Genomic DNA, 18,260 nt, shown 5'->3' with positions numbered 1-18,260 from the left:
GGAGAGACAATGAGAAAGCGCAATCTGGGTATGGCCTTAAGCCTACCGCTATGGTTGAGCACTGGACTAGCCAGTGCCGAAGCGCAAGAGAGTGCAGTGTCTCCCCTGAATGTGGCCGTCACTTTTTCTGTGCTTGGCGATATTGTGGCCAGCGTGGCAGGGGAGGATGCCAATGTGTCGGTATTAACGCCGATTGGCGCTGAGGTGCACGAATGGGAATTAACTCCTAGTAATTTCGCTGCGTTAGAAACAGCAGACGTGGTGTTTTACAACGGCTACCAGTTAGAGCAATGGATGCCCCAGGTCGAGGCAACAGTTGTCGACGATACACCGCTGGTGGCGGTCGCCGAAGCCTCTGAATACCCCACTCAAACTATTATTACCGGCGACATGGAAGGCGATGTCGATCCTCATCTCTGGATGGATCCGCGTGCGGTGTCAGCCTATGTCCAGGTCGTCGCTAATGAGCTAGAGCATTTGCTTCCCCAGCGAGCTGAAGAGTTTCAGCAGCGTGCTGAAGCGTTACAAGAAGAGCTGCATGCCCTGCATATTGAACTCCAGGAGCGCTTAGAAGCGATACCGGAAGAGCGCCGCGTGCTACTGAGTAGCGAAGCGGCCTTCCTATATTTCTCAGACGCTTATCACTTTGAACACGACGGCATCTGGGGAACCAACGCCGAAACCGAGGGTTCACCCCGTCAGCTTATGCGCGTGGTGGATATGATTAATGAGCGACAACCGGCGGCGCTGTTCTGGGAGAGCACTATTTCCGACCGCCACGTCACCAGCTTAGCGAGGGATACCGGCGTTAAAGTCGCAGGACCGCTATATGTGGACTCGCTTAGCGAGCCAGAGGGTGAAGCGGGTGATTATTTCACCATGATGCGCCACAACGTTGAGCTGTTGCGCCAAACATTGGCAACTGAGTAAACGATCATGGCAACGACTTTTGGCGGCGCCCCCGTGGCGATTAATATCAAAGGACTCTACGCAGCCTATCAGCGCCAGCCCGTCTTGGAAGACATCAATTTGCAGTTCCCGGCGGGTAAATGGACAGCCATTGTGGGGCCGAATGGTGCGGGTAAATCGACGCTTTTTCATGTGCTTACCGGTAGCATGAAAGCGCTGCGGGGGAGTGTGCAGGCGTTTAATGAGCCGATTGCGACGCACCGGAAAGCGGGTCACATTGCCTATATGGCTCAGCGGGAAGCGATTGAGTGGGATTTTCCTGTCTCCGTATGGGAGACCGTTATGGGCGGCCGCTACGGGCATATGCGCAGTGATCCGCTGTGGCGGCGCTTGTTGCCTTCGCGCTGGTACCATTCCCGCCATGGTGAGGCTGTGCGTGAGGCGTTGCTGGCAGTCGATATGCTGGCACTGGCGGAGCGTCCCATTGGCGCGCTCTCAGGCGGGCAGAAAAAGCGCGTATTACTGGCCCGCACGCTCGCCCAGCAGGCCAACATTTTGCTCCTCGATGAGCCTCTGGCGGGCGTAGACCCGCCCAGTGAGCGTTTGATTTTAGGCGTACTCGCCCGGGAGCGGGAGGCAGGGCGTACGGTTATCATGGTGACTCACGATATGCCCGGTGCCCGCCGGCATGTTGACCATGTGGTGCTGATAAACCGCTTTATCCGTGGGGTAGGGTCGCCTGATGAAATGCTCAGTGATGCCAAATTGGCTGAACTGGCGGTGAGCTCTATCGAACAGTCGGCGAACGATGTGCGCGTCGCTGAATCACCTTCCTTTATGGCAGCTCAGGGGTAAGCGAAGTGGCAGAACTAATGACAGCATTGAGTCTGTTTGGCGATGCCTTGGTGAGTGGGCTTATCGCTGCGCTGATGCTCATTGTCAATCTATTACCCGATGGCATCTCAGATGCCTTTCAATACGCCTTTATGCAGCGTGCCTTATTAACCTCGGTGCTAGTGGGCGCTATTTGCGGCATTTTATCCTGCTATGTAGTGCTTAAACGCTGGTCGCTACTGGGGGATGCTATCTCTCATGCGGTACTGCCAGGGGTGGCGATTGCCTACCTGTTAGGCTGGCCCTTTTTTGTAGGCGCATTTATAACCGGCGCCTTAACCTCGGTGGGCATTGGTGCTATTGAGCGCCACACGCGGATTAAGTCCGACGCGGCCATGGGGCTGATGTTCACGAGCGCCTTCGCGTTGGGCATAGTGATTATTAGCAAAATCGCCTCTAGTACTCACCTGATGCATATTCTGTTTGGCAATGTCCTGGGCGTTAAACAGTCGGCACTGTTGCTGACATTGGTCGCCAGTGTGATTGCCCTGTTCGTCGTTTGGCTCGCCTATCGGCCGCTGCTTCTTTATGCCTTTGACCCCCTGCAGGCCCAAGCGCTGGGCTTTAATACCAGCGTCATCCACTACGGGTTGATCCTGCTACTCACCCTTACCATCGTGGCGAGTTTGGAAACAGTGGGGATTATTTTGGTGGTGGCGATGCTGATCACTCCTGGTGCGACGGCACACCTGCTGACCGACCGTTTTAAAACCATGATGCTGATTTCCGTGGGGGTTGGGGTTAGCTCAGCGGTCATTGGGCTATGGCTTTCGGTAGTGCTGGACGTCGCCTCGGGAGGCACCATTGTGTTGGTCGCTACCAGTTGGTTCTTTATGGCGCTGCTGTTCTCACCCAAACAGGGAGTGCTGGCGCGTTTTTGGCGCCACCGCCAGGTGGGTTAGCGACAGATTTTCATGTCGTTAAATGTCGTCGTTCATTATTTGGAACCACTAAACGCTTCTTCTTCTGCCTTGCCGCGAATAAAAACAGTCGCCAGGGTGGCAGTGAGTGAAACGTCAGCAGCTCTTAATATGCCAATCACCATTCGGCCGAGCAGGGCGTGTAGTTCGAGTTTGCCTTCGACTACTTGGTGCTTTGTCGCTAATAGCATGCTTGACGAATCTCTAAAGCGCGTAACGACACTGATTATCTTCCAACTCGCCAGTGCTTTTGCATTTCTATAAAAGTGAACGATGCTGACCAAGTGATCAAAACGAAGCCTGTTAAGGCCAGCGTGCCGTACAGAAAGCGTACCGGCCCAATGGCATAAATATCGCCATAGCCCACGGTGGTATAGGTCACCGCAGAGAAGAAGATGTAATCGAGGACGTTGAAGCTGTCGTACCCTTGTAAAGCGCCGATGCTTAACTGGTCGGTTAACCACCAGCCAGTAATCCCGAACAGCCAAATTTCAGCAATGTGTGTCATTAACACGCCAAATGCCATCCCCAGGATGCGTTGCCGGTGAGGCCTTCGAGATTTTTCTATTTGGCGCGAAATAAGCCACAGGGCTTCATAGTGAAGCAGCACTGCAATGACCACGGTAATAAAGGTGGTTGCCACCACGGCGACATGCTCAGGGTAGGGAATAGTCATCTCAACAAGTAGTCAACCTTGGCTCATTAGCATAACCGGGTTCCCATCAGTAGCAAGGCAGCATCCATATGCTGCCAGCCCCACCATGCGAGCATTAAACAGGTAAGCAGCAAAATGGCCGCCATGGCCTTGAGTGAGTTATTGGTTGTCATGAAGTCACCGTTGTTGACTGCGAGCGCTCAAGCGGCTTTTCACTAATAAACCAATGCAACGCTGCAGCCATGACGGAGAGCACAATCGCAATTTGCCACACGGTATTGTAGTTGCCAGTCAGGTCATAAAAGTAGCCGCCCAGCCAGACGCCCATAAAAGAGCCTAGCTGGTGAAACAGAAACACGATGCCGCCCAGCATCGATAGGTGGCGAACACCAAAGACCGAAGCCACGATCCCGTTGGTTAACGGTACCGTTGAGAGCCATAGTAGCCCCATGACAATGCCAAACAGATAAGCGCTAACCGGGCTTAACGGCAAATAAACAAAGGCGGTAATCACCACGCCACGAATCAAGTAGAGCCAGGTGAGCAATTTGGGTTTCGACCAGATGCCGCCCATCCAGCCCGCCGTATAAGTGCCGACAATATTAAACAGCCCCACTAGCGCCAGTACCGTTGTCCCCACTTGCACCGCCAAGCCTTTATCGAATAAATAGCCGGGAAGGTGCACGGCAATGAACACTACCTGAAAGCCGCAGACAAAAAAGCCTAAACAGAGTAGCCAAAAGCCTTTTTGGCCTGCTGCTTCATTGAGTGCATCTTTTAGACTTAAATCGGACGCTGTTTTGGCCGACGGCTTATCACGCAGCATGGCCCCCAAAGGAATGATAATCGTGGCAATGGCGGCCATGGCCATTAGCGCCGCCGCCCAGCCTAGCCACTCTAGCAAACCAAGTGTGCCGGGCAGCATCGCGAACTGCCCAAACGAGCCTGCCGCGCTAACAATGCCCATGGCCATACTGCGTTTTTCAGGTGCCACTGCACGGCCAACAGCGCCAAGGATCACCGAGAAGGTTGTCCCGGAGAGGCCAAGGCCAATCAACAGCCCCGCGCTGACCGTCATGCCAAGCACCGAGGTAGAGAGGCTCATGAACAGTAGCCCCAAGGCATACAGCAAACCGCCAACCACAATAATCCTGGCCGCACCGAAACGATCCGCCAGTGCCCCGGTAAAGGGTTGCGATAAGCCCCAAACCAGGTTTTGCAAAGCGAGTGCAAAAGCAAAGATCCCACGCCCCCAGCCAAGCTCGCTGCTGAGGGGCTCCATAAAGAGCCCGAAGCCATGACGCAACCCCATGGCGGTGGATATAACCAGGCTTCCCAATATGATCAGCAGCAGTGAGTGGCGAACAACGAAGGCCATGATGTTCTCTTTAATTGGCAGGCTAATAGTTAGCTCACTATCGCATGCGTTGTGCGCTTTTAGAAGCTGCCAAATAGTGTTCCTAAGGTAATCACACTGATTAGCGCAATGACCGGCAATGCGATGGTGACTATGGCAACGTTGCCATACGATTGGCGATGGGTAAGGCCGCAGATAGCCAGCAGGGTTATAACCGCCCCTGAGTGGGGAAGCGTATCCATGCCACCTGCCGCAAGCGTTGCGACGCGGTGCATTAGCTCAGGGCTAATGCCTGCTTGTTGTGCCATGGCTAAGTATTCGCTGCCCAGAGTTTCTAGCGCAATTGAGAGCCCGCCGGAAGAGGAGCCAGTGATCCCCGCCAGCACGCTCATCGCCATGGCTTCTGAAATCAATGGGTTGCCAGGTGAAGCCGTAAGCACGGCATCGCGGATAATGGCAAAGCCTGCCAAACTGGCGATAACCGCACCGTAGCCCACCTCTGAAGCGGTATTGAAAATCGGCAGCAGCGAACCCAGGCAGCCTTTATTGACGCTCTCCTTAAGATCCAGCCAATGCTTCCAGCGGGTAATGATCAGCCATGTAGAGGCGCTCAGCAGGGCAATCAAAATGGCCCAAAGCCCGCTCTGACCCGATGGGGATACGTTTTCAAACTCGTCGCTGATAAAGCTTAAATCAAGGGCGGGAAACACACCGTAGGTGAATAGTGCGTTCAAACCAATCACCATAATGATCGGTATCAGTGCCAGCCACAGCGGGAGGCTGGTGGGTGCTTGTTCTTCCTCTTCATTGGCCACTGCTTCGCGTTCAGTATGTTGACCGTATCCTTCACCATTAGATGCCGCTTTTTTTACCCGTGACTGAAGATAGAGAGTCCCCAGTCCAAGCATAATCAGCCCGGCGATAATACCGAGACCGGGTGCTGCAAAGCTGTTGGTTTCATAATAAGGAATGGGAATCGCGTTCTGTATCGAAGGTGTCCCCGGTAAGGCTGTCATGGTGAACGTGAAAGAGCCAAGCGCGATGGATGCCGGAATTAGCCGCTTGGGCACATTGGCGCTGCGAAACAGTTCACGGCTGATCGGATAAATGGCAAAAGCAACCACAAACAGCGATACGCCGCCATAGGTGAGTACCGCGCAGGCCATGACGACGGTTAGCACGACATGGTGAGTGCCCAGTTGTTTGACAATCCCGTTGGCAATCGATTGGGCGGCACCGGAATCGGCCATCAACTGTCCAAACAGCGCGCCTAGCAGAAACAGCGGAAAAAACTGAATCACATAGTTGCCCAGCGCGCGCATAAAGGTATCGGTGTAGATCGGTAATAAAAAGGCGGCATCGCCAGAGAGCAGTACCGCTAAACACGCCATAAGAGGAGCCAGCAGCAGCACCGAAATGCCTCGATAAGCGAGGAACATCAATAACAGCAGTGAAATGACAATCGCAAGTATGCTCATGCGAGCTCCTAAGCAAGCAATAAAGTAGCCGACGCTGAAATTAAGCGAAAGAGTGATGGTAGGTAGTATGGTGCGATGCAGCAATGATGTCGTGACTAAAGTAGCAAAGCGTTAAGCATGCAGCGCGGCCTTAGGTTTACCTATTTAATCTGCTAAAATCCGCCCCCTTTGCTGTCAATGACCTCTCAATAGCTCTAGGAATTTTCATGAATGCAGTAATTCTTGCGGTGCTCGTGATGGTGGCGCTATCGCTGGCGCGTGTCTCAGTGGTATTTGCGTTAGTCGTCGGCGCTTTAGTGGGCGGTTTAGTGGGTGGGTTGTCGCTAGAGCAAACGCTGGACGCCTTTAATCAAGGCGTTGGCGGCGGAGCCCAGGTAGCCCTGGCCTACGCCACCTTGGGGGCCTTTGCGGTGGCGATCTCCCGCTCTGGATTACCGGATATGCTGGCTAACCGTTTAATTACACTGCTCGGCAAAGAGACCAATGCCGTGCATCAGGCGCGGGTCAAAATGCTGTTACTAACGGCTGTGTTGTTGGTGGCGATCTCTTCTCAGAACGCTATCCCCGTTCACATCGCCTTTATACCTGTGCTGATTCCGCCGCTGTTGACCGTGATGAACCGTTTAAAGCTGGATCGTCGTGCGGTGGCCTGTGCGCTTACCTTTGGTTTAACGGCACCCTACATGCTACTACCGGTAGGGTTTGGGGCGATCTTTCTCAATGACATTCTTCTGGCCAACTTAAATAGCGCCGGGGAGCCGTTAGGGTTGGAAATTACTCGTGGCATGGTGCCGATGGCCATGGCGGTTCCGGTGGGTGGCATGGCGTTGGGGTTAATCGTTGCGCTGTTTTGGAGCTATCGCCGCCCGCGAGAGTACCAGGCTCAAGATATGGCTAACGCCAACGTTACTGAAGGCCATGCCCCTCCCAAGCCGCATAGCCTGGGGCTTGTGATGTCGGGTGTCGCTATTGTCGCCGCCCTCGGTCTGCAGCTTTACAGCGGCTCAATGATACTGGGCGGTTTGGTAGGGATTGGCCTGCTTTCAATGGGCGGCATCTTCAAGTGGCGCGAAGCGGACGACCTGTTTACCAGCGGTATGCGCATGATGGCGCTGATCGGTTTTATCATGATCTCCGCGGCGGGCTTTGCCGAAGTCATGAAAACCACGGGAGAGATTGATGCGTTGGTATCGGGGGCCTTTGCACTCTTTGGCGATAACCGCGGCTTAGCGGCGCTGGTGATGTTACTGGTAGGTCTGTTTATTACCCTGGGTATCGGCTCGTCGTTCTCAACCATTCCGATTATTGCCGCCATTTTTGTGCCTTTGGCGGTACAGTTTGGCTTCTCTCCCATGGCCACAGTCGTGCTGGTGGGAACTGCCGCGGCGCTAGGCGACGCTGGCTCGCCAGCGTCGGATTCAACCTTGGGGCCCACCTCTGGGCTTAACGTCGATCGCCAGCACGATCATATGTGGGACAGCGTGGTGCCGACGTTTCTACACTACAATATCCCGTTAGTGGGCTTTGGTTGGCTAGCGGCGATGATGCTCTGAAAGTCCTATCTTTAAACTAAAAAGGGACAACTTGGTTGTCCCTTTTTAGTTGCTTTAACGCTATCACTATTTAGGTAGATGGTTTTCAAACGCGCTTAATAGCCCTCTTAACAACGAAAGCTCTTTCCGGCTGGGTTGAGCACGGGCGAAGAGGGCTTGAAGCTGCTCTTCAGTGCGGGCATGGGGCTGGGTTAAAAAGCCACTTGCCTGCATTAAGCGGCCCAGATGCGCTTGAAAGTGTAAGAACTGTTCCCGGCTGGGCGGCATTGCCTCCAGCGGGCGCTGATAAGCAAAGCCGCTTTCCTCACCTTTACGCCAGGCGCGATGTACTTCATAAGCCAGTATCTGTACCGCCTGGGATAAATTGAGAATGCCGTAATCGGGGTTGGCAGGAATGCTGACCTGATGCGTGCAGCAGCGGATCTCATCGTTAGTCAGCCCCGAGCGTTCACGCCCAAATACGAGTGCCACTGGCGCCGTTTGCGCATTCTGGATGACGTCTGTTGCCATCTCATCAGGTTCGTCAAAGTGGGGCAGGGGCAGGTTGCGTAAGCGTGCACTGGCACCCACGACCTGAACGCAATCGTTAACGGCTTCCTCCAGCGAGGTAACCACACGGGCACTCTCCAGTACATCGGTAGCGCCTGCCGCTAGGCGGGTCGCTTCTTCATCGGGGAATAGGCGCGGATTAACCAGCACCAGCTCGGTTAGGCCCATGGTTTTCATGGCCCGCGCCGCCGCGCCGATATTGCCGGGATGGAAGGTCTGAACGAGTACGATACGGATATGCTGCAACATGCGCTGGTGCCCAGTAGTGAAAATGTAGCTTAAAAAATCGCGCAGATAGTAGCACGTTCGGCCCTGAAAATGGCTGACAAAACGCTATCGACAACCTCACGCCTGTAGGCGCCTCAAAACGCAAGAACCCCGCACAAGGCGGGGTTCTTGGTGACAGCTAAACGCTAGCCGTCGATAGAGCGAAGGGCTCAGGGTTGCATTACATCATGCCGCCCATGCCACCCATTCCGCCCATACCACCCATGTCAGGTGCAGCGTCTTTCTCTTCCGGGTCTTCTGCGATCATGCACTCGGTGGTGATCATCAGGCCAGCCACAGAACCAGCGGACTGCAGTGCAGTACGGGTTACTTTAGCTGGATCCAGGACGCCCATCTCGAACAGGTCGCCGTACTCACCGGTTTGTGCGTTATAGCCGAAGTTACCTTCGCCATCTTTCACGCGGTTGATGACCACAGCGGGCTCTTCACCAGCGTTGGAAACGATTTGACGCAGCGGTGACTGCATAGCGCGTAGCGCCATGTTGATACCGTGATTCTGGTCTTCGTTATCGCCAGTCAGGCCTTGTACTTTGGCCATTACGCGAACCAGTGCAGTACCGCCACCAGGTACCACGCCTTCTTCAACGGCTGCACGGGTAGAGTGCAGGGCGTCTTCAACGCGGGCTTTCTTCTCTTTCATTTCCACTTCAGTAGCTGCACCGACGCGGATAACGGCAACACCGCCTGCCAGTTTGGCAACGCGTTCTTGCAGCTTCTCTTTGTCGTAGTCAGAAGAGGTGTCTTCGATTTGCGCGCGGATCTGGCTAACGCGCGCTTCGATATCGCCTTCTGCACCAGCACCATCGATGATAGTGGTGTTCTCTTTGGACATGGTCATACGCTTAGCGGTACCCAGGTGATCCAGGTTCGCCTGCTCAAGCGTAAGGCCGACTTCTTCAGAAATGACCGTGCCGTTGGTCAGGATAGCGATATCCTGCAGCATGGATTTACGACGGTCGCCGAAGCCCGGTGCTTTCGCAGCAGCGACTTTAACGATACCGCGCATGTTGTTCACAACCAGTGTTGCCAGGGCTTCGCCTTCGATATCTTCAGCGATGATGGCCAGCGGCTTGCCTTGCTTGGCAACGGCTTCGAGGACCGGCAACAGCTCACGAATGTTGGAGATCTTTTTATCCACTAGCAGGATGTAAGGATCTTCCAGTTCAACCGTCATAGTGTCCTGGTTGGTAACGAAGTAGGGCGAGAGGTAGCCGCGATCGAACTGCATGCCTTCGACCACTTCCAGCTCGTCTTCAAAGCCACGGCCTTCATCAACGGTGATGACGCCTTCTTTGCCGACTTTTTCCATCGCTTCGGCAATGATTTCGCCGATACGCTTGTCGCCGTTAGCAGAGATGGTGCCTACTTGAGCAATCGACTTGGTGTCGGTGCAAGGTACAGACATTGCTTTGATCTCTTTAACTGCAGCGTTGACCGCTTGGTCGATGCCGCGCTTGAGATCCATCGGGTTCATGCCCGCTGTTACGCCTTTCAGGCCTTCAGCGATAATGGCCTGGGCAAGAACGGTAGCGGTAGTTGTACCGTCACCTGCGGCGTCAGAAGTCTGTGAAGCAACTTCTTTCACCATCTGGGCGCCCATGTTTTCGAACTTGTCTTTCAGTTCGATCTCTTTGGCGACAGAAACACCGTCTTTAGTCACGGTGGGAGAACCGAAAGATTTTTCCAGTACCACGTTACGGCCTTTCGGGCCGAGGGTAACTTTTACAGCGTTGGCCAGAACGTCAACACCGCGGGCCATACGTTTACGGGCGTCATCTGAAAATTTAACTTGTTTAGCTGACATATCTGCTACTTCCTAAATTGAATGCAAAAACGTGAAAGTAATGGATTCGGTGCGCTCACAAAAGGTGAGCAGCAACGATTGTTAGCCTTCAACAACGGCAAGAATATCGGCTTCGCTCATGATCAAGACTTCTTCGCCGTCGATTTTTTGCTTCTCAACGCCGTAGCCATCTTTAAAGATCACGTTATCGCCAACTTTGACGTCTAGCGGACGGACATCGCCATTTTCCAGAATGCGACCATTACCGACAGCGAGAATTTCACCGCGTGTCGGTTTTTCTGCTGCATTGCCCGGAAGCACGATGCCGCCTGCAGTTTTCTGCTCTTCTTCAACGCGACGGACGATGACACGATCGTGCAAAGGACGGATATTCATTCACGTTCTCCTGAGTATGGTTGAAGCCCTGGTAGGGCGGTTAGCTTAAAAGTGTTCTCGAGGGAGTAACCCGCGAGAAGTGAAGACTTCACAGTCTTCATTGTTAATGGCAGCTCCCGTAAAGATCGCTGCCGAATTTGTGTGCTGGATGAAAAATGGGGGCTGCGGATGACCTTTCAAGGGGGGAGGTAATAAAAAATTGCTTTTCCGCTGATTTTCTTTTGAAGTGAACCTCAACGACGGCGAGGGGGCTCATCTCTGCTGATAAAATCCCCCTCAATCGGGCCATCCTGTTGTGACGATTGACTGTTTGGATAGTCATCAGGTCGAGCTGAGGAAGCGCTTGAGCCTTGCTGCTGCCCGGCAACTTTTTTAAGCCCCAGCCAGGTAAGTGCCTTGAACATCAGCTGGCGTGCGCTGGGAATCAAGCACGCCAGGCCTAACGCATCAGACAAAAAGCCTGGGGCCATTAATAAGGCACCGCCGAAGATAAGTGCAGCGCCCGTAAGTAGCTCGCTGGAGGGGAGTTCGCCGGCCTGCATCCGCTGGCGAGCCCGGGCAAAGGTGGTTACACCCTCTTTACGTATTAGATGTAGCCCGACAAAACCGGTTCCTAGTACTAGGAGTAGCGTCATGAATAGGCCGATCTGGCTGCCAATCGAAAACAGAACAACAAAATCAAGTAGCGTAAAGAGTGATATAAAAATAAGAATAGGCATGGCTAACTCCAGAAAAAGTGACTCGATAACCGTCGTAATTGCGTAATATGGTGACATAAATATAAATAGCAAGCAGCTTGCATTGCGTATTCCAGCGGTAATGTAGCTCGATTTATGACCATAATTCTTCTATGCTGCAACGCACAATGAAGCTGGTTTAATCCGCTGTAAGGAGTCACGAATGGTACTTACCGATAAAGTAATTGCAGTCACGGGTGGAGCGCGTGGGTTGGGTTATGCCATGGCGCTACGTTTAGGCAAGCAGGGCGCGCGCATGGCGCTATTGGATATGAGCGCTGAAGCGCTTGATCAGGCGGTATCGCAACTTTCTGCTGAAGGTGTCGATGCCCAGGCATTTGTGGTCAATGTTGCTGAAGAGACCTCCGTGATTCAGGCGTTTGCTGATATTGCCCAGCGCATGGCGCCAATTAGCGGTTGTATCAATAACGCGGGTATTACCCAGGATGCGCTGTTGGTAAAGGCCAAAGAGGGGAAAGTAGAAAAACGCATGTCCTTTGAGGCTTGGCAAAACGTTATTAATGTCAATTTAACCGGCGTTTTCCTATGTGGTCGCGAGGCCGCCACTCAGATGATTGAAGCCGGACATGAAGGTGTGATCGTCAATATCTCGAGTATTTCCCGGGCAGGCAATATGGGACAAAGCAACTACGCTGCTGCAAAAGCGGCTGTGCATGCATTGACCGTCACTTGGAGCCAGGAGTTGGCGCGTTATGGTATTCGTACCGGCACCGTAGCGCCGGGTTTCGTGGCTACCGAAATGACCGCTGCGATGCGCCCTGATATGTTGGAGCGTATCTCGTCAAGCGTACCGTTAAAGCGTTTGGGGGAGCCCGATAATATTGCCCAAAGTGTTGCCTTTATTATGGAGAACGACTACTTCACTGGGCGCATCATTGAGTGTGACGGCGGTTTGCGGCTGTAGCTTGTTGTCGTGGTAAGGCAAAGGTATGTGATAGGCACCAGGAGGGCTGCATGGCCGCCCTGGTGCCCAGTAGATGGGCTTCGTGTGCTTGAAGCTTAGAAGTAGTCTCGATTAATTTTGCGCTGAAAGTACATCTCAAGGCGCAGTGTCATCGCCCAGCGTGGGTCGTAGCTGACATCGCGGGGGAAATGTAATTCCGGGATCACATCGGCAAATAAAATACCTTTATGAAGATCGCGGCGGTAGCGCGTCTGCAGGTAGTAATTGGTCATGCGGGGGTTGGAGGCACTTTCACCAATGGCTATCGCCGAGTAGCGCAGTGCACTACGTCGGTTAATGCGGTGATTGATTTCGGCAACTTCACTGTACTCAAGTTTATCCTCCTCCTCGCGCCACTGGACGGTAGTGATAAAGCGCAAGTGGCGGCGTTCGCTCAACGGCCGACCGACATCCCAGCGTGTGCGCGCTGAGTAACCTTCATTGTTGAACCAGGAAACGCGGTTATTCGACTCCAGCTGCCATGGCCCTTCACCCAGTTGCCAGAGACGCTCGTTGGTGAAACGCACGTAAGGGTCAAGAGGGAGGCGCAGGCGAACGCCGGCACCTACTCGATTGCTCCAGTTTTCGCGTTTATCGCGGCTTTCCAGCCAATCCAAACCAAGCGTGGAGCTACGGCGGTCACGCTGGTCATTGGCGAGCCGTCCAGAGCCTTGCTCTTCCAGGGTGCCCTGAGACTCTTCGGGGTCGCTCTCAATGACCAGTCGCAGACGATCCTCTGAGGTCGGGAGATCAATACGGTAACGAAGGGTCGTATCGCCGCTAGTGCCGTCGCCCTCCATCCAATCAATCTCTTGACCGAAACGCAGGTAGGACTCGTTGTTGACCTGCATATGCTCGTCAGTGCCAAAGAAACCATCGATGCGGCGCGACGTGTTATCTACCCAACTGCCGACACTTTCACGAAAGGGCTCAATACGCTCTTCCGCCCACTCAGGTAAATCACTATCTTCCTCCTCTGCGTGCAGATTCGTCGACACCGTAGTGAGTATGCCAAGCCAGCAGAGGGTTACAAATTTATGCATCGTCAGTCGTCTCGGTAATGGGGCGCGTCGCCGCTTAGCAATAGCGTTAATTCAGCGTGCTTTGTGGGTTTCGATCTCTTTTGCCCACTCCAACACTCGCTTACGTTGGCCACGGCTATTGAGTCGATCCGTATCGACACTCGCCGGGATAAGCTGATGATTGGGTGACGCATTCAAGTCGAGATTAAAGGTTCGCGATGCGCCGGTCGGCATGTCTTCGGATCCATAAATAGCGATAACGCGAATTTCAAGCTGGATATTCTGCTCTTGTAACTGCTTGTCATCGATTTCCCAATACTCTTTAACCTGATTGACGATATCGCCAAACGATTGAATGTTCAGGTAATCCCCAGAGGCTAGCGGGCCTTGATGGGTGCGGTAGCTGGTTTCTGGTGGCTCACCTTTTTGCTGCGCCTCTCTTTGTTCCTCACCCCTGTGCTGCTGATACTCCACCACGTCCAGGGAGTAACTACCCTTTTGAGTATGCAATGCCGCGACAAGGTGCTGAATATAGATGGCTTCACTGCTCATATTGCTGATTAAGCAGATAGCGTCCACGCCGATTCCTTTGCCGCGATTAATAATCACACGAGGGCGACGCTGCCGCACATAGCCGTTATAGAGAAGCTGGGCGTAAAATATCCACACGAAAAGCGTGCAAATACTCGCTACCGCCGAGATTGCTTGAGCGTTATCGTTAAGCCATTCCATAGTATGAGATCCTTCTCATCTTTATTAGCGATCATCCCTCAATATAGCGTTGGTTGATAGCCATTGAGGGAACTTTTATAAGTTATGGAGATAGAGACTAGCGGAAAAGCAGAAGCAAGTCAGCCAAACCGACGGCTGCTAAGATGAGCTATAGCAAATGCCAGGCATAAAAAAAGATGGCGTTGAGCCATTCATGTATTTCAAAACAAGAGTAGAAGTGTTGGAAGCTACCTATAGAGCATGGCGCTAATAAAAAGGCCGCTTATTTCAGGGCCAAAAAAACCAAGCAATATGAAGGCTTTCAAAAGTAAGACAGGAAATGCGAACTGCTTGAAAACTAACAAGTAATTGGTGCGGATGGGGAGACTCGAACTCCCACACCTTACGGCACTAGAACCTAAATCTAGCGTGTCTACCAATTCCACCACATCCGCTAAGACGAGGCGTATATTATCAACTTTGTGGCGTAAGTCAATCAATGATTTGATATTTATGTACAAAGTGTAAGGAGCGGGCATGGCATTAAAGCAGTGGCTACAGCGGGGAGGGGAGTGGGTCAAGCAAGTCATGCCTGGCTACTGCGCATTTTGCCTGGCACCGGCATTGGCGGGGCGAGGGTGGTGCGCAACCTGTTTGGGTGAGCTGCCGTGGAACCTACATGCCTGCCGCCAGTGCGGAGACCCTATTCGCCATGGGGCGAGCTTGTGTGGGCACTGCTTAATAGATCCACCGCTATTTTCAACTACCCAAGCGGGGCTGTTGTATCAAGGGCCGATTAAGCAGCTGGTGCATGATTTTAAGTTCCATGCTTCTCCGCGGGCGGGCACGCTGCTCGCTGAATTAATGCTGCTAACTCCACCGGCTACTCTCGGCGATGCTTTTTTACCGGTGCCCATGACGCCTCTGCATGCTCGTACCCGGGGATTTAATCAGTCGCGCTGGTTAGCCGAACAGCTCAGTCGCCCACTGGGCGTTCCAGTGGTGGCTGCTAAACGAATAAAGGATTCCCCATTCCAGCGCACCTTGAATCGCCGTCAACGGATTGCCAATCTGGTGGGCGCCTTTGTCTTTGAATCACCGCCCCCGGCGCATTTGCTGATAATTGATGATGTGGTCACCACCGGCTCCACTGGCCAAGCATTGGCGCGGGCCGCGCTGAATGCTGGCGCAAAGAGCGTTGATATTTGGGCGGCAGCGCGGACACCGCTAGGCAAGGATTGATAGAATAGCTTTTTCGCTTACTCATTAGCGCTTTCGCCAACCCAGGAGTGGCCTATGTCACACCCGTTTAGCTCTCTTTCGCCTGATTTGGTGATGTCTGCAGTGGAGTCGCTGGATATTTGGCCTGCAGGCGAGCCTTTTGCACTGAACAGTTATGAAAACCGTGTGCTGTTGTTTCGCGATGATGATGGCAAAAACTGGATCGTGAAGTTTTACCGACCTGACCGCTGGTCTGATGAGGCGATCCAGGAAGAGCACGACTTTCTACAGGAACTGGCTGAGCAGCAGGTGCCGGTCGTTGCCCCTTGGCGTGATAAGGCGGGGGCGTCGTTGCACTATTTCAAGGCGTTTCGTTTTACGCTGTTTCCCCACTGTCCCGGCCAGGCGCCGGAGCTGGATAACCCCGCTCACCTATTTGCCATGGGGGAACTGCTGGGTCGGTTGCATCAAGTGTCGGCCAAAAAAGCCTTTCAGCACCGCCCACGTTTAGAGATGGCGAGCGGTATTGTTGATGCTCAGCAGCGCGTGCTAGCCAGCCAATGGATGAATAGTCATCAGCGCCGTGCCTACGACCGTGCAATCGAAAAGGTGCTTCAGCAGCTTATGAAACATAACGTGCCTGCCAGTAGCATGATTCGCTGCCACGGGGACTGCCATTTGGGTAATGTGCTTGGGCGTGATGAGCAGTTTACCCTGGTCGATTTTGATGACTGCACCATGGCGCCCGCTGTTCAGGATATCTGGATGCTACTGCCCACCGATGATCCTCAGGGGTGGCGATCCCACTTAAGTGAAATAACCGAAGGGTATGAAGAGGCGCGCCCATTTCCCACTGAACAGATGGCGCTTATTGAGCCGCTAAGAAGTTATCGGCTGATAAGGCATTCGGCTTGGCTGGTGTCACGTTGGGAAGACCCCGCTTTTCCTCGGGCGTTCCCCTGGCTGGCGGATAGTGGCTATTGGGATCAGCATATCCGCCAATTAGAGCAGCAGTGCCTTCAGTTAGAGAACCCTCGCTGGCTGGCGTAAGAGAGCGTTAACGCTCATGTTGCAACGATAGTAGATTAAGCTCAATCAGGCACAGCTTCTTCGCGTGGCACAGGGTTGGCGATACCTTCTCCGTCCGCTTGACGACGCTGCTGATTAAGCTCCTCTGAAGGGTTATCTAGCTCCTCAATCTCAACGGCTTGGTCAAGTGTTAGGAGGAACGTCTGGCCAGGGGAGAGCGTGCAAGGGGGGCCCTCGCAGGCGATGGCGTATTGGCCATCTTGGTCATAAGCGCTGGCGCTAAATTCGCCAGTAAAAATATTGCTGTCGGCGTCGTGGGTTTCAATACAGGTCGCCTCTTGGGTGGTAACGCGAATGCGCTCATCAACCAATTGCGCACTGCCCACAATCACGCAGTATTCAGGTAAAGAGTGCGAGGCGTTGGCGGCTTGGGTTGGGTGTAGCAAAATATCATTAAGGCGTGTTTGGTTTGATTCAAACGTAAGCTCTTCCACCACCTCAACGCCGACGGTTGCTTCATTGGGCAGTGAAAGCGTGGCTTCCGCAGCAGTAGCCAATAGCGGCATAGCAAAAAACGGGGCCGCGAGGGCGGTTAACCAAAAAGGCGTTGGTTTAAATGACATAGCGAGCTCTCAATGTTGGCGCCTGCAATAAAGGCAGTAAAATTGAACCCATGAATCATATCACAGGCCCCTAGGTTACAAAGTTAACGACGCGGCGCTCTGTCGCAGGTAAACAAGTCACAGACAACCTAGATGCGGTAAAATGCTCTACTTGCTCAATACTTGTTGTGCGGGATCTTCTGAAAGTATACCTTCTGTACAATATGCGTAGAGGAAGTGGCGGAGATTATTGCCGCTCTGGTAATGGGGTTACTTCTCGTGCAAAAAAGGATTTTCTCTTACGAACCGCCTGGACGCGATTGCGCATGGCTTTTTGAGCCAGTTTTTGAAGTGGTTTTTGAAATAGTTATTGATGAGGCTAAATATGTCCGATGATATCGCTGAGCACTACCGCCAGATAATCTCAGCACTTGGCGAAGACCCCAATCGAGAAGGGTTACGCGATACGCCTAAGCGTGCAGCCAAGGCCATGCAGTTTCTCAATGCGGGCTACACTCAGTCATTGGACGACATTATTAATGGCGCGGTGTTTGAGTCGCAAACGGATGAAATGGTGCTGGTAAAAGACATTGAGCTCTACTCCATGTGTGAGCATCACCTGCTGCCATTTATCGGCAAATGCCATATTGCTTATTTGCCTGACGGAAAGGTGTTAGGGCTCTCTAAGTTTGCCCGTATCGTCGACATGTTTGCTCGTCGTATGCAGATTCAGGAGAACCTAACCCGTGAGATTGCCGAGGCCGTGCAGGAGGTTACCCAGGCAAAGGGCGTTGCCGTGGTCATTGAAGCACGACATCTCTGCATGATGATGCGTGGTGTGGAGAAACAAAACTCCAGCATGACTTCGTCAGTAATGCTGGGTGGCTTCCGCAAGAACCAAGCGACTCGGCAAGAATTTTTAATGCTCATTAGCTAAATTTGCCGGTGGTCAGTGGCCGGTGAATCATGCCGTAAACTTGGTTTGAAGGGGTGTTTCGTCTTAGCATGAAGACGTTAATGAGCCTACGAGGCCAACATTTTTGGTCAGGAGCCTGTCATGGAAGCGCTTAAAGAAACACAGCTGTATTGCCCCTTTGCTTATATCGACGGCAGTTGGGTTGCGGCAGATAGCGGCGAGCAAATTACCGTATTAAACCCGGCAACCGGCGAAGCGATTGGCGATATTCCCCGC

General features: G+C 53.1%; 20 protein-coding genes and 1 tRNA gene. 8 read left to right on the top strand and 13 right to left on the bottom strand.

Annotation, left to right across the window (positions count from 1 at the left end; all coding sequences use genetic code 11):
• Positions 1-9 precede the first annotated feature (9 nt).
• From JI62_RS18710 to JI62_RS18700, 3 genes are read left to right on the top strand one after another with little or no spacing between them, the layout of a single operon-like run.
• Positions 10-930, top strand: coding sequence for a metal ABC transporter solute-binding protein, Zn/Mn family (locus JI62_RS18710; RefSeq protein WP_088701612.1), 921 nt, complete (start codon positions 10-12; stop codon positions 928-930).
• Between the two features lie 6 nt (positions 931-936).
• Positions 937-1,764 carry a metal ABC transporter ATP-binding protein gene (locus JI62_RS18705; protein ID WP_088701611.1) on the top strand — a complete coding sequence of 276 codons (828 nt, stop codon included), beginning with the start codon at positions 937-939 and terminating at the stop codon, positions 1,762-1,764.
• 17 nt (positions 1,765-1,781) lie between these two features.
• Positions 1,782-2,705 (top strand): metal ABC transporter permease, encoded by a 924-nt coding sequence (locus JI62_RS18700; protein WP_088701757.1) that lies wholly within the window; start codon positions 1,782-1,784, stop codon positions 2,703-2,705.
• Positions 2,706-2,740: 35 nt separating this feature from the next.
• Here the strand turns inward: JI62_RS18700 and JI62_RS22680 are convergent, their stop codons facing one another.
• From JI62_RS22680 to JI62_RS18685, 5 genes are read right to left on the bottom strand one after another with little or no spacing between them, the layout of a single operon-like run.
• Positions 2,741-2,914, bottom strand: coding sequence for a hypothetical protein (locus JI62_RS22680; RefSeq protein WP_170938594.1), 174 nt, complete (start codon positions 2,912-2,914; stop codon positions 2,741-2,743).
• 35 nt (positions 2,915-2,949) lie between these two features.
• Complete coding sequence (locus tag JI62_RS18695; RefSeq protein ID WP_240513298.1) at positions 2,950-3,369, bottom strand: ion channel; 420 nt, start codon at positions 3,367-3,369, stop codon at positions 2,950-2,952.
• A 56-nt stretch (positions 3,370-3,425) separates the two neighbouring features.
• Positions 3,426-3,551: a hypothetical protein gene (locus JI62_RS23105; RefSeq protein WP_276206581.1), complete on the bottom strand. Its 126-nt coding sequence runs from the start codon at positions 3,549-3,551 to the stop codon at positions 3,426-3,428.
• Positions 3,548-4,756 carry an MFS transporter gene (locus tag JI62_RS18690; protein ID WP_088701609.1) on the bottom strand — a complete coding sequence of 403 codons (1,209 nt, stop codon included), beginning with the start codon at positions 4,754-4,756 and terminating at the stop codon, positions 3,548-3,550. Before JI62_RS18690 ends, JI62_RS23105 begins: the two co-directional genes overlap by 4 nt.
• A gap of 59 nt (positions 4,757-4,815) precedes the next feature.
• Positions 4,816-6,213 carry a GntP family permease gene (locus JI62_RS18685; protein WP_088701608.1) on the bottom strand — a complete coding sequence of 466 codons (1,398 nt, stop codon included), beginning with the start codon at positions 6,211-6,213 and terminating at the stop codon, positions 4,816-4,818.
• 206 nt (positions 6,214-6,419) lie between these two features.
• Here JI62_RS18685 and JI62_RS18680 point away from each other — a divergent pair, with 206 nt between their 5' ends.
• On the top strand, positions 6,420-7,766 hold the full coding sequence (locus JI62_RS18680; RefSeq protein ID WP_088701607.1) for a Na+/H+ antiporter family protein: 1,347 nt from the start codon (positions 6,420-6,422) through the stop codon (positions 7,764-7,766).
• A 66-nt stretch (positions 7,767-7,832) separates the two neighbouring features.
• On the opposite strand, the gene JI62_RS18675 is transcribed toward JI62_RS18680, so the two are convergent.
• From JI62_RS18675 to JI62_RS18660, 4 genes are all read right to left on the bottom strand, one after another.
• On the bottom strand, positions 7,833-8,564 hold the full coding sequence (locus JI62_RS18675; protein ID WP_088701606.1) for an RNA methyltransferase: 732 nt from the start codon (positions 8,562-8,564) through the stop codon (positions 7,833-7,835).
• A gap of 199 nt (positions 8,565-8,763) precedes the next feature.
• Entirely contained in the window at positions 8,764-10,407 is a 1,644-nt protein-coding gene (gene groL / locus JI62_RS18670) for a chaperonin GroEL (RefSeq protein WP_041158428.1), read from the bottom strand.
• 81 nt (positions 10,408-10,488) lie between these two features.
• Positions 10,489-10,782 (bottom strand): co-chaperone GroES, encoded by a 294-nt coding sequence (locus tag JI62_RS18665; RefSeq protein WP_027959273.1) that lies wholly within the window; start codon positions 10,780-10,782, stop codon positions 10,489-10,491.
• Positions 10,783-11,015: 233 nt separating this feature from the next.
• Positions 11,016-11,501 carry an FxsA family protein gene (locus JI62_RS18660; protein WP_088701605.1) on the bottom strand — a complete coding sequence of 162 codons (486 nt, stop codon included), beginning with the start codon at positions 11,499-11,501 and terminating at the stop codon, positions 11,016-11,018.
• Positions 11,502-11,682: 181 nt separating this feature from the next.
• On the opposite strand from JI62_RS18660, the gene JI62_RS18655 reads away from it, so the two are divergent.
• A complete protein-coding gene (locus JI62_RS18655; protein WP_088701604.1) occupies positions 11,683-12,444 on the top strand; it encodes an SDR family NAD(P)-dependent oxidoreductase in 762 nt (253 codons plus the stop codon).
• Positions 12,445-12,539: 95 nt separating this feature from the next.
• On the opposite strand, the gene JI62_RS18650 is transcribed toward JI62_RS18655, so the two are convergent.
• From JI62_RS18650 to JI62_RS18640, 3 genes are all read right to left on the bottom strand, one after another.
• Positions 12,540-13,526 carry a hypothetical protein gene (locus tag JI62_RS18650; protein WP_088701603.1) on the bottom strand — a complete coding sequence of 329 codons (987 nt, stop codon included), beginning with the start codon at positions 13,524-13,526 and terminating at the stop codon, positions 12,540-12,542.
• A gap of 51 nt (positions 13,527-13,577) precedes the next feature.
• Entirely contained in the window at positions 13,578-14,237 is a 660-nt protein-coding gene (locus JI62_RS18645; RefSeq protein ID WP_088701602.1) for a hypothetical protein, read from the bottom strand.
• Between the two features lie 349 nt (positions 14,238-14,586).
• Positions 14,587-14,671: transfer RNA gene (locus JI62_RS18640), tRNA-Leu, on the bottom strand.
• Positions 14,672-14,753: 82 nt separating this feature from the next.
• Here JI62_RS18640 and JI62_RS18635 point away from each other — a divergent pair.
• Together JI62_RS18635 and JI62_RS18630 are read left to right on the top strand one after the other, a co-directional pair.
• Positions 14,754-15,458, top strand: a complete 705-nt coding sequence (locus JI62_RS18635) for a ComF family protein (protein ID WP_240513297.1) — start codon at positions 14,754-14,756, stop codon at positions 15,456-15,458.
• 54 nt (positions 15,459-15,512) lie between these two features.
• Positions 15,513-16,487 carry a serine/threonine protein kinase gene (locus tag JI62_RS18630; RefSeq protein WP_088701601.1) on the top strand — a complete coding sequence of 325 codons (975 nt, stop codon included), beginning with the start codon at positions 15,513-15,515 and terminating at the stop codon, positions 16,485-16,487.
• Positions 16,488-16,528: 41 nt separating this feature from the next.
• Here the strand turns inward: JI62_RS18630 and JI62_RS18625 are convergent, their stop codons facing one another.
• On the bottom strand, positions 16,529-17,089 hold the full coding sequence (locus JI62_RS18625; protein ID WP_088701600.1) for a hypothetical protein: 561 nt from the start codon (positions 17,087-17,089) through the stop codon (positions 16,529-16,531).
• Between the two features lie 364 nt (positions 17,090-17,453).
• On the opposite strand from JI62_RS18625, the gene folE reads away from it, so the two are divergent.
• Positions 17,454-18,005 (top strand): GTP cyclohydrolase I FolE, encoded by a 552-nt coding sequence (folE, locus tag JI62_RS18620; protein ID WP_088701599.1) that lies wholly within the window; start codon positions 17,454-17,456, stop codon positions 18,003-18,005.
• The last annotated feature ends 255 nt before the right edge of the window (positions 18,006-18,260 follow it).

It is taken from the genome of Halomonas campaniensis (genome assembly GCF_002211105.1).
In the GTDB taxonomy this organism is placed as follows: domain Bacteria; phylum Pseudomonadota; class Gammaproteobacteria; order Pseudomonadales; family Halomonadaceae; genus Vreelandella; species Vreelandella campaniensis_A.
The sequence above is the reverse complement of the archived record's forward strand: the minus strand, read 5'-3'. Positions and strand labels throughout refer to the sequence as shown.

Coding starts and splice junctions, on each gene's coding strand:
- JI62_RS18685 (WP_088701608.1), bottom strand. CDS start 6,213: ATGAGCATACTTGCGATTGTCATTTCACTGCTGTTATTGATGTTCCTC.
- JI62_RS18705 (WP_088701611.1), top strand. CDS start 937: ATGGCAACGACTTTTGGCGGCGCCCCCGTGGCGATTAATATCAAAGGA.
- JI62_RS23105 (WP_276206581.1), bottom strand. CDS start 3,551: ATGACAACCAATAACTCACTCAAGGCCATGGCGGCCATTTTGCTGCTT.
- JI62_RS18650 (WP_088701603.1), bottom strand. CDS start 13,526: ATGCATAAATTTGTAACCCTCTGCTGGCTTGGCATACTCACTACGGTG.
- JI62_RS18690 (WP_088701609.1), bottom strand. CDS start 4,756: ATGGCCTTCGTTGTTCGCCACTCACTGCTGCTGATCATATTGGGAAGC.
- JI62_RS18680 (WP_088701607.1), top strand. CDS start 6,420: ATGAATGCAGTAATTCTTGCGGTGCTCGTGATGGTGGCGCTATCGCTG.
- JI62_RS18630 (WP_088701601.1), top strand. CDS start 15,513: ATGTCACACCCGTTTAGCTCTCTTTCGCCTGATTTGGTGATGTCTGCA.
- groL (WP_041158428.1), bottom strand. CDS start 10,407: ATGTCAGCTAAACAAGTTAAATTTTCAGATGACGCCCGTAAACGTATG.
- JI62_RS18660 (WP_088701605.1), bottom strand. CDS start 11,501: ATGCCTATTCTTATTTTTATATCACTCTTTACGCTACTTGATTTTGTT.
- JI62_RS18700 (WP_088701757.1), top strand. CDS start 1,782: ATGACAGCATTGAGTCTGTTTGGCGATGCCTTGGTGAGTGGGCTTATC.
- JI62_RS18655 (WP_088701604.1), top strand. CDS start 11,683: ATGGTACTTACCGATAAAGTAATTGCAGTCACGGGTGGAGCGCGTGGG.
- JI62_RS18635 (WP_240513297.1), top strand. CDS start 14,754: ATGGCATTAAAGCAGTGGCTACAGCGGGGAGGGGAGTGGGTCAAGCAA.
- JI62_RS22680 (WP_170938594.1), bottom strand. CDS start 2,914: ATGCTATTAGCGACAAAGCACCAAGTAGTCGAAGGCAAACTCGAACTA.
- JI62_RS18675 (WP_088701606.1), bottom strand. CDS start 8,564: ATGTTGCAGCATATCCGTATCGTACTCGTTCAGACCTTCCATCCCGGC.
- JI62_RS18625 (WP_088701600.1), bottom strand. CDS start 17,089: ATGTCATTTAAACCAACGCCTTTTTGGTTAACCGCCCTCGCGGCCCCG.
- JI62_RS18645 (WP_088701602.1), bottom strand. CDS start 14,237: ATGGAATGGCTTAACGATAACGCTCAAGCAATCTCGGCGGTAGCGAGT.
- folE (WP_088701599.1), top strand. CDS start 17,454: ATGTCCGATGATATCGCTGAGCACTACCGCCAGATAATCTCAGCACTT.
- JI62_RS18665 (WP_027959273.1), bottom strand. CDS start 10,782: ATGAATATCCGTCCTTTGCACGATCGTGTCATCGTCCGTCGCGTTGAA.
- JI62_RS18710 (WP_088701612.1), top strand. CDS start 10: ATGAGAAAGCGCAATCTGGGTATGGCCTTAAGCCTACCGCTATGGTTG.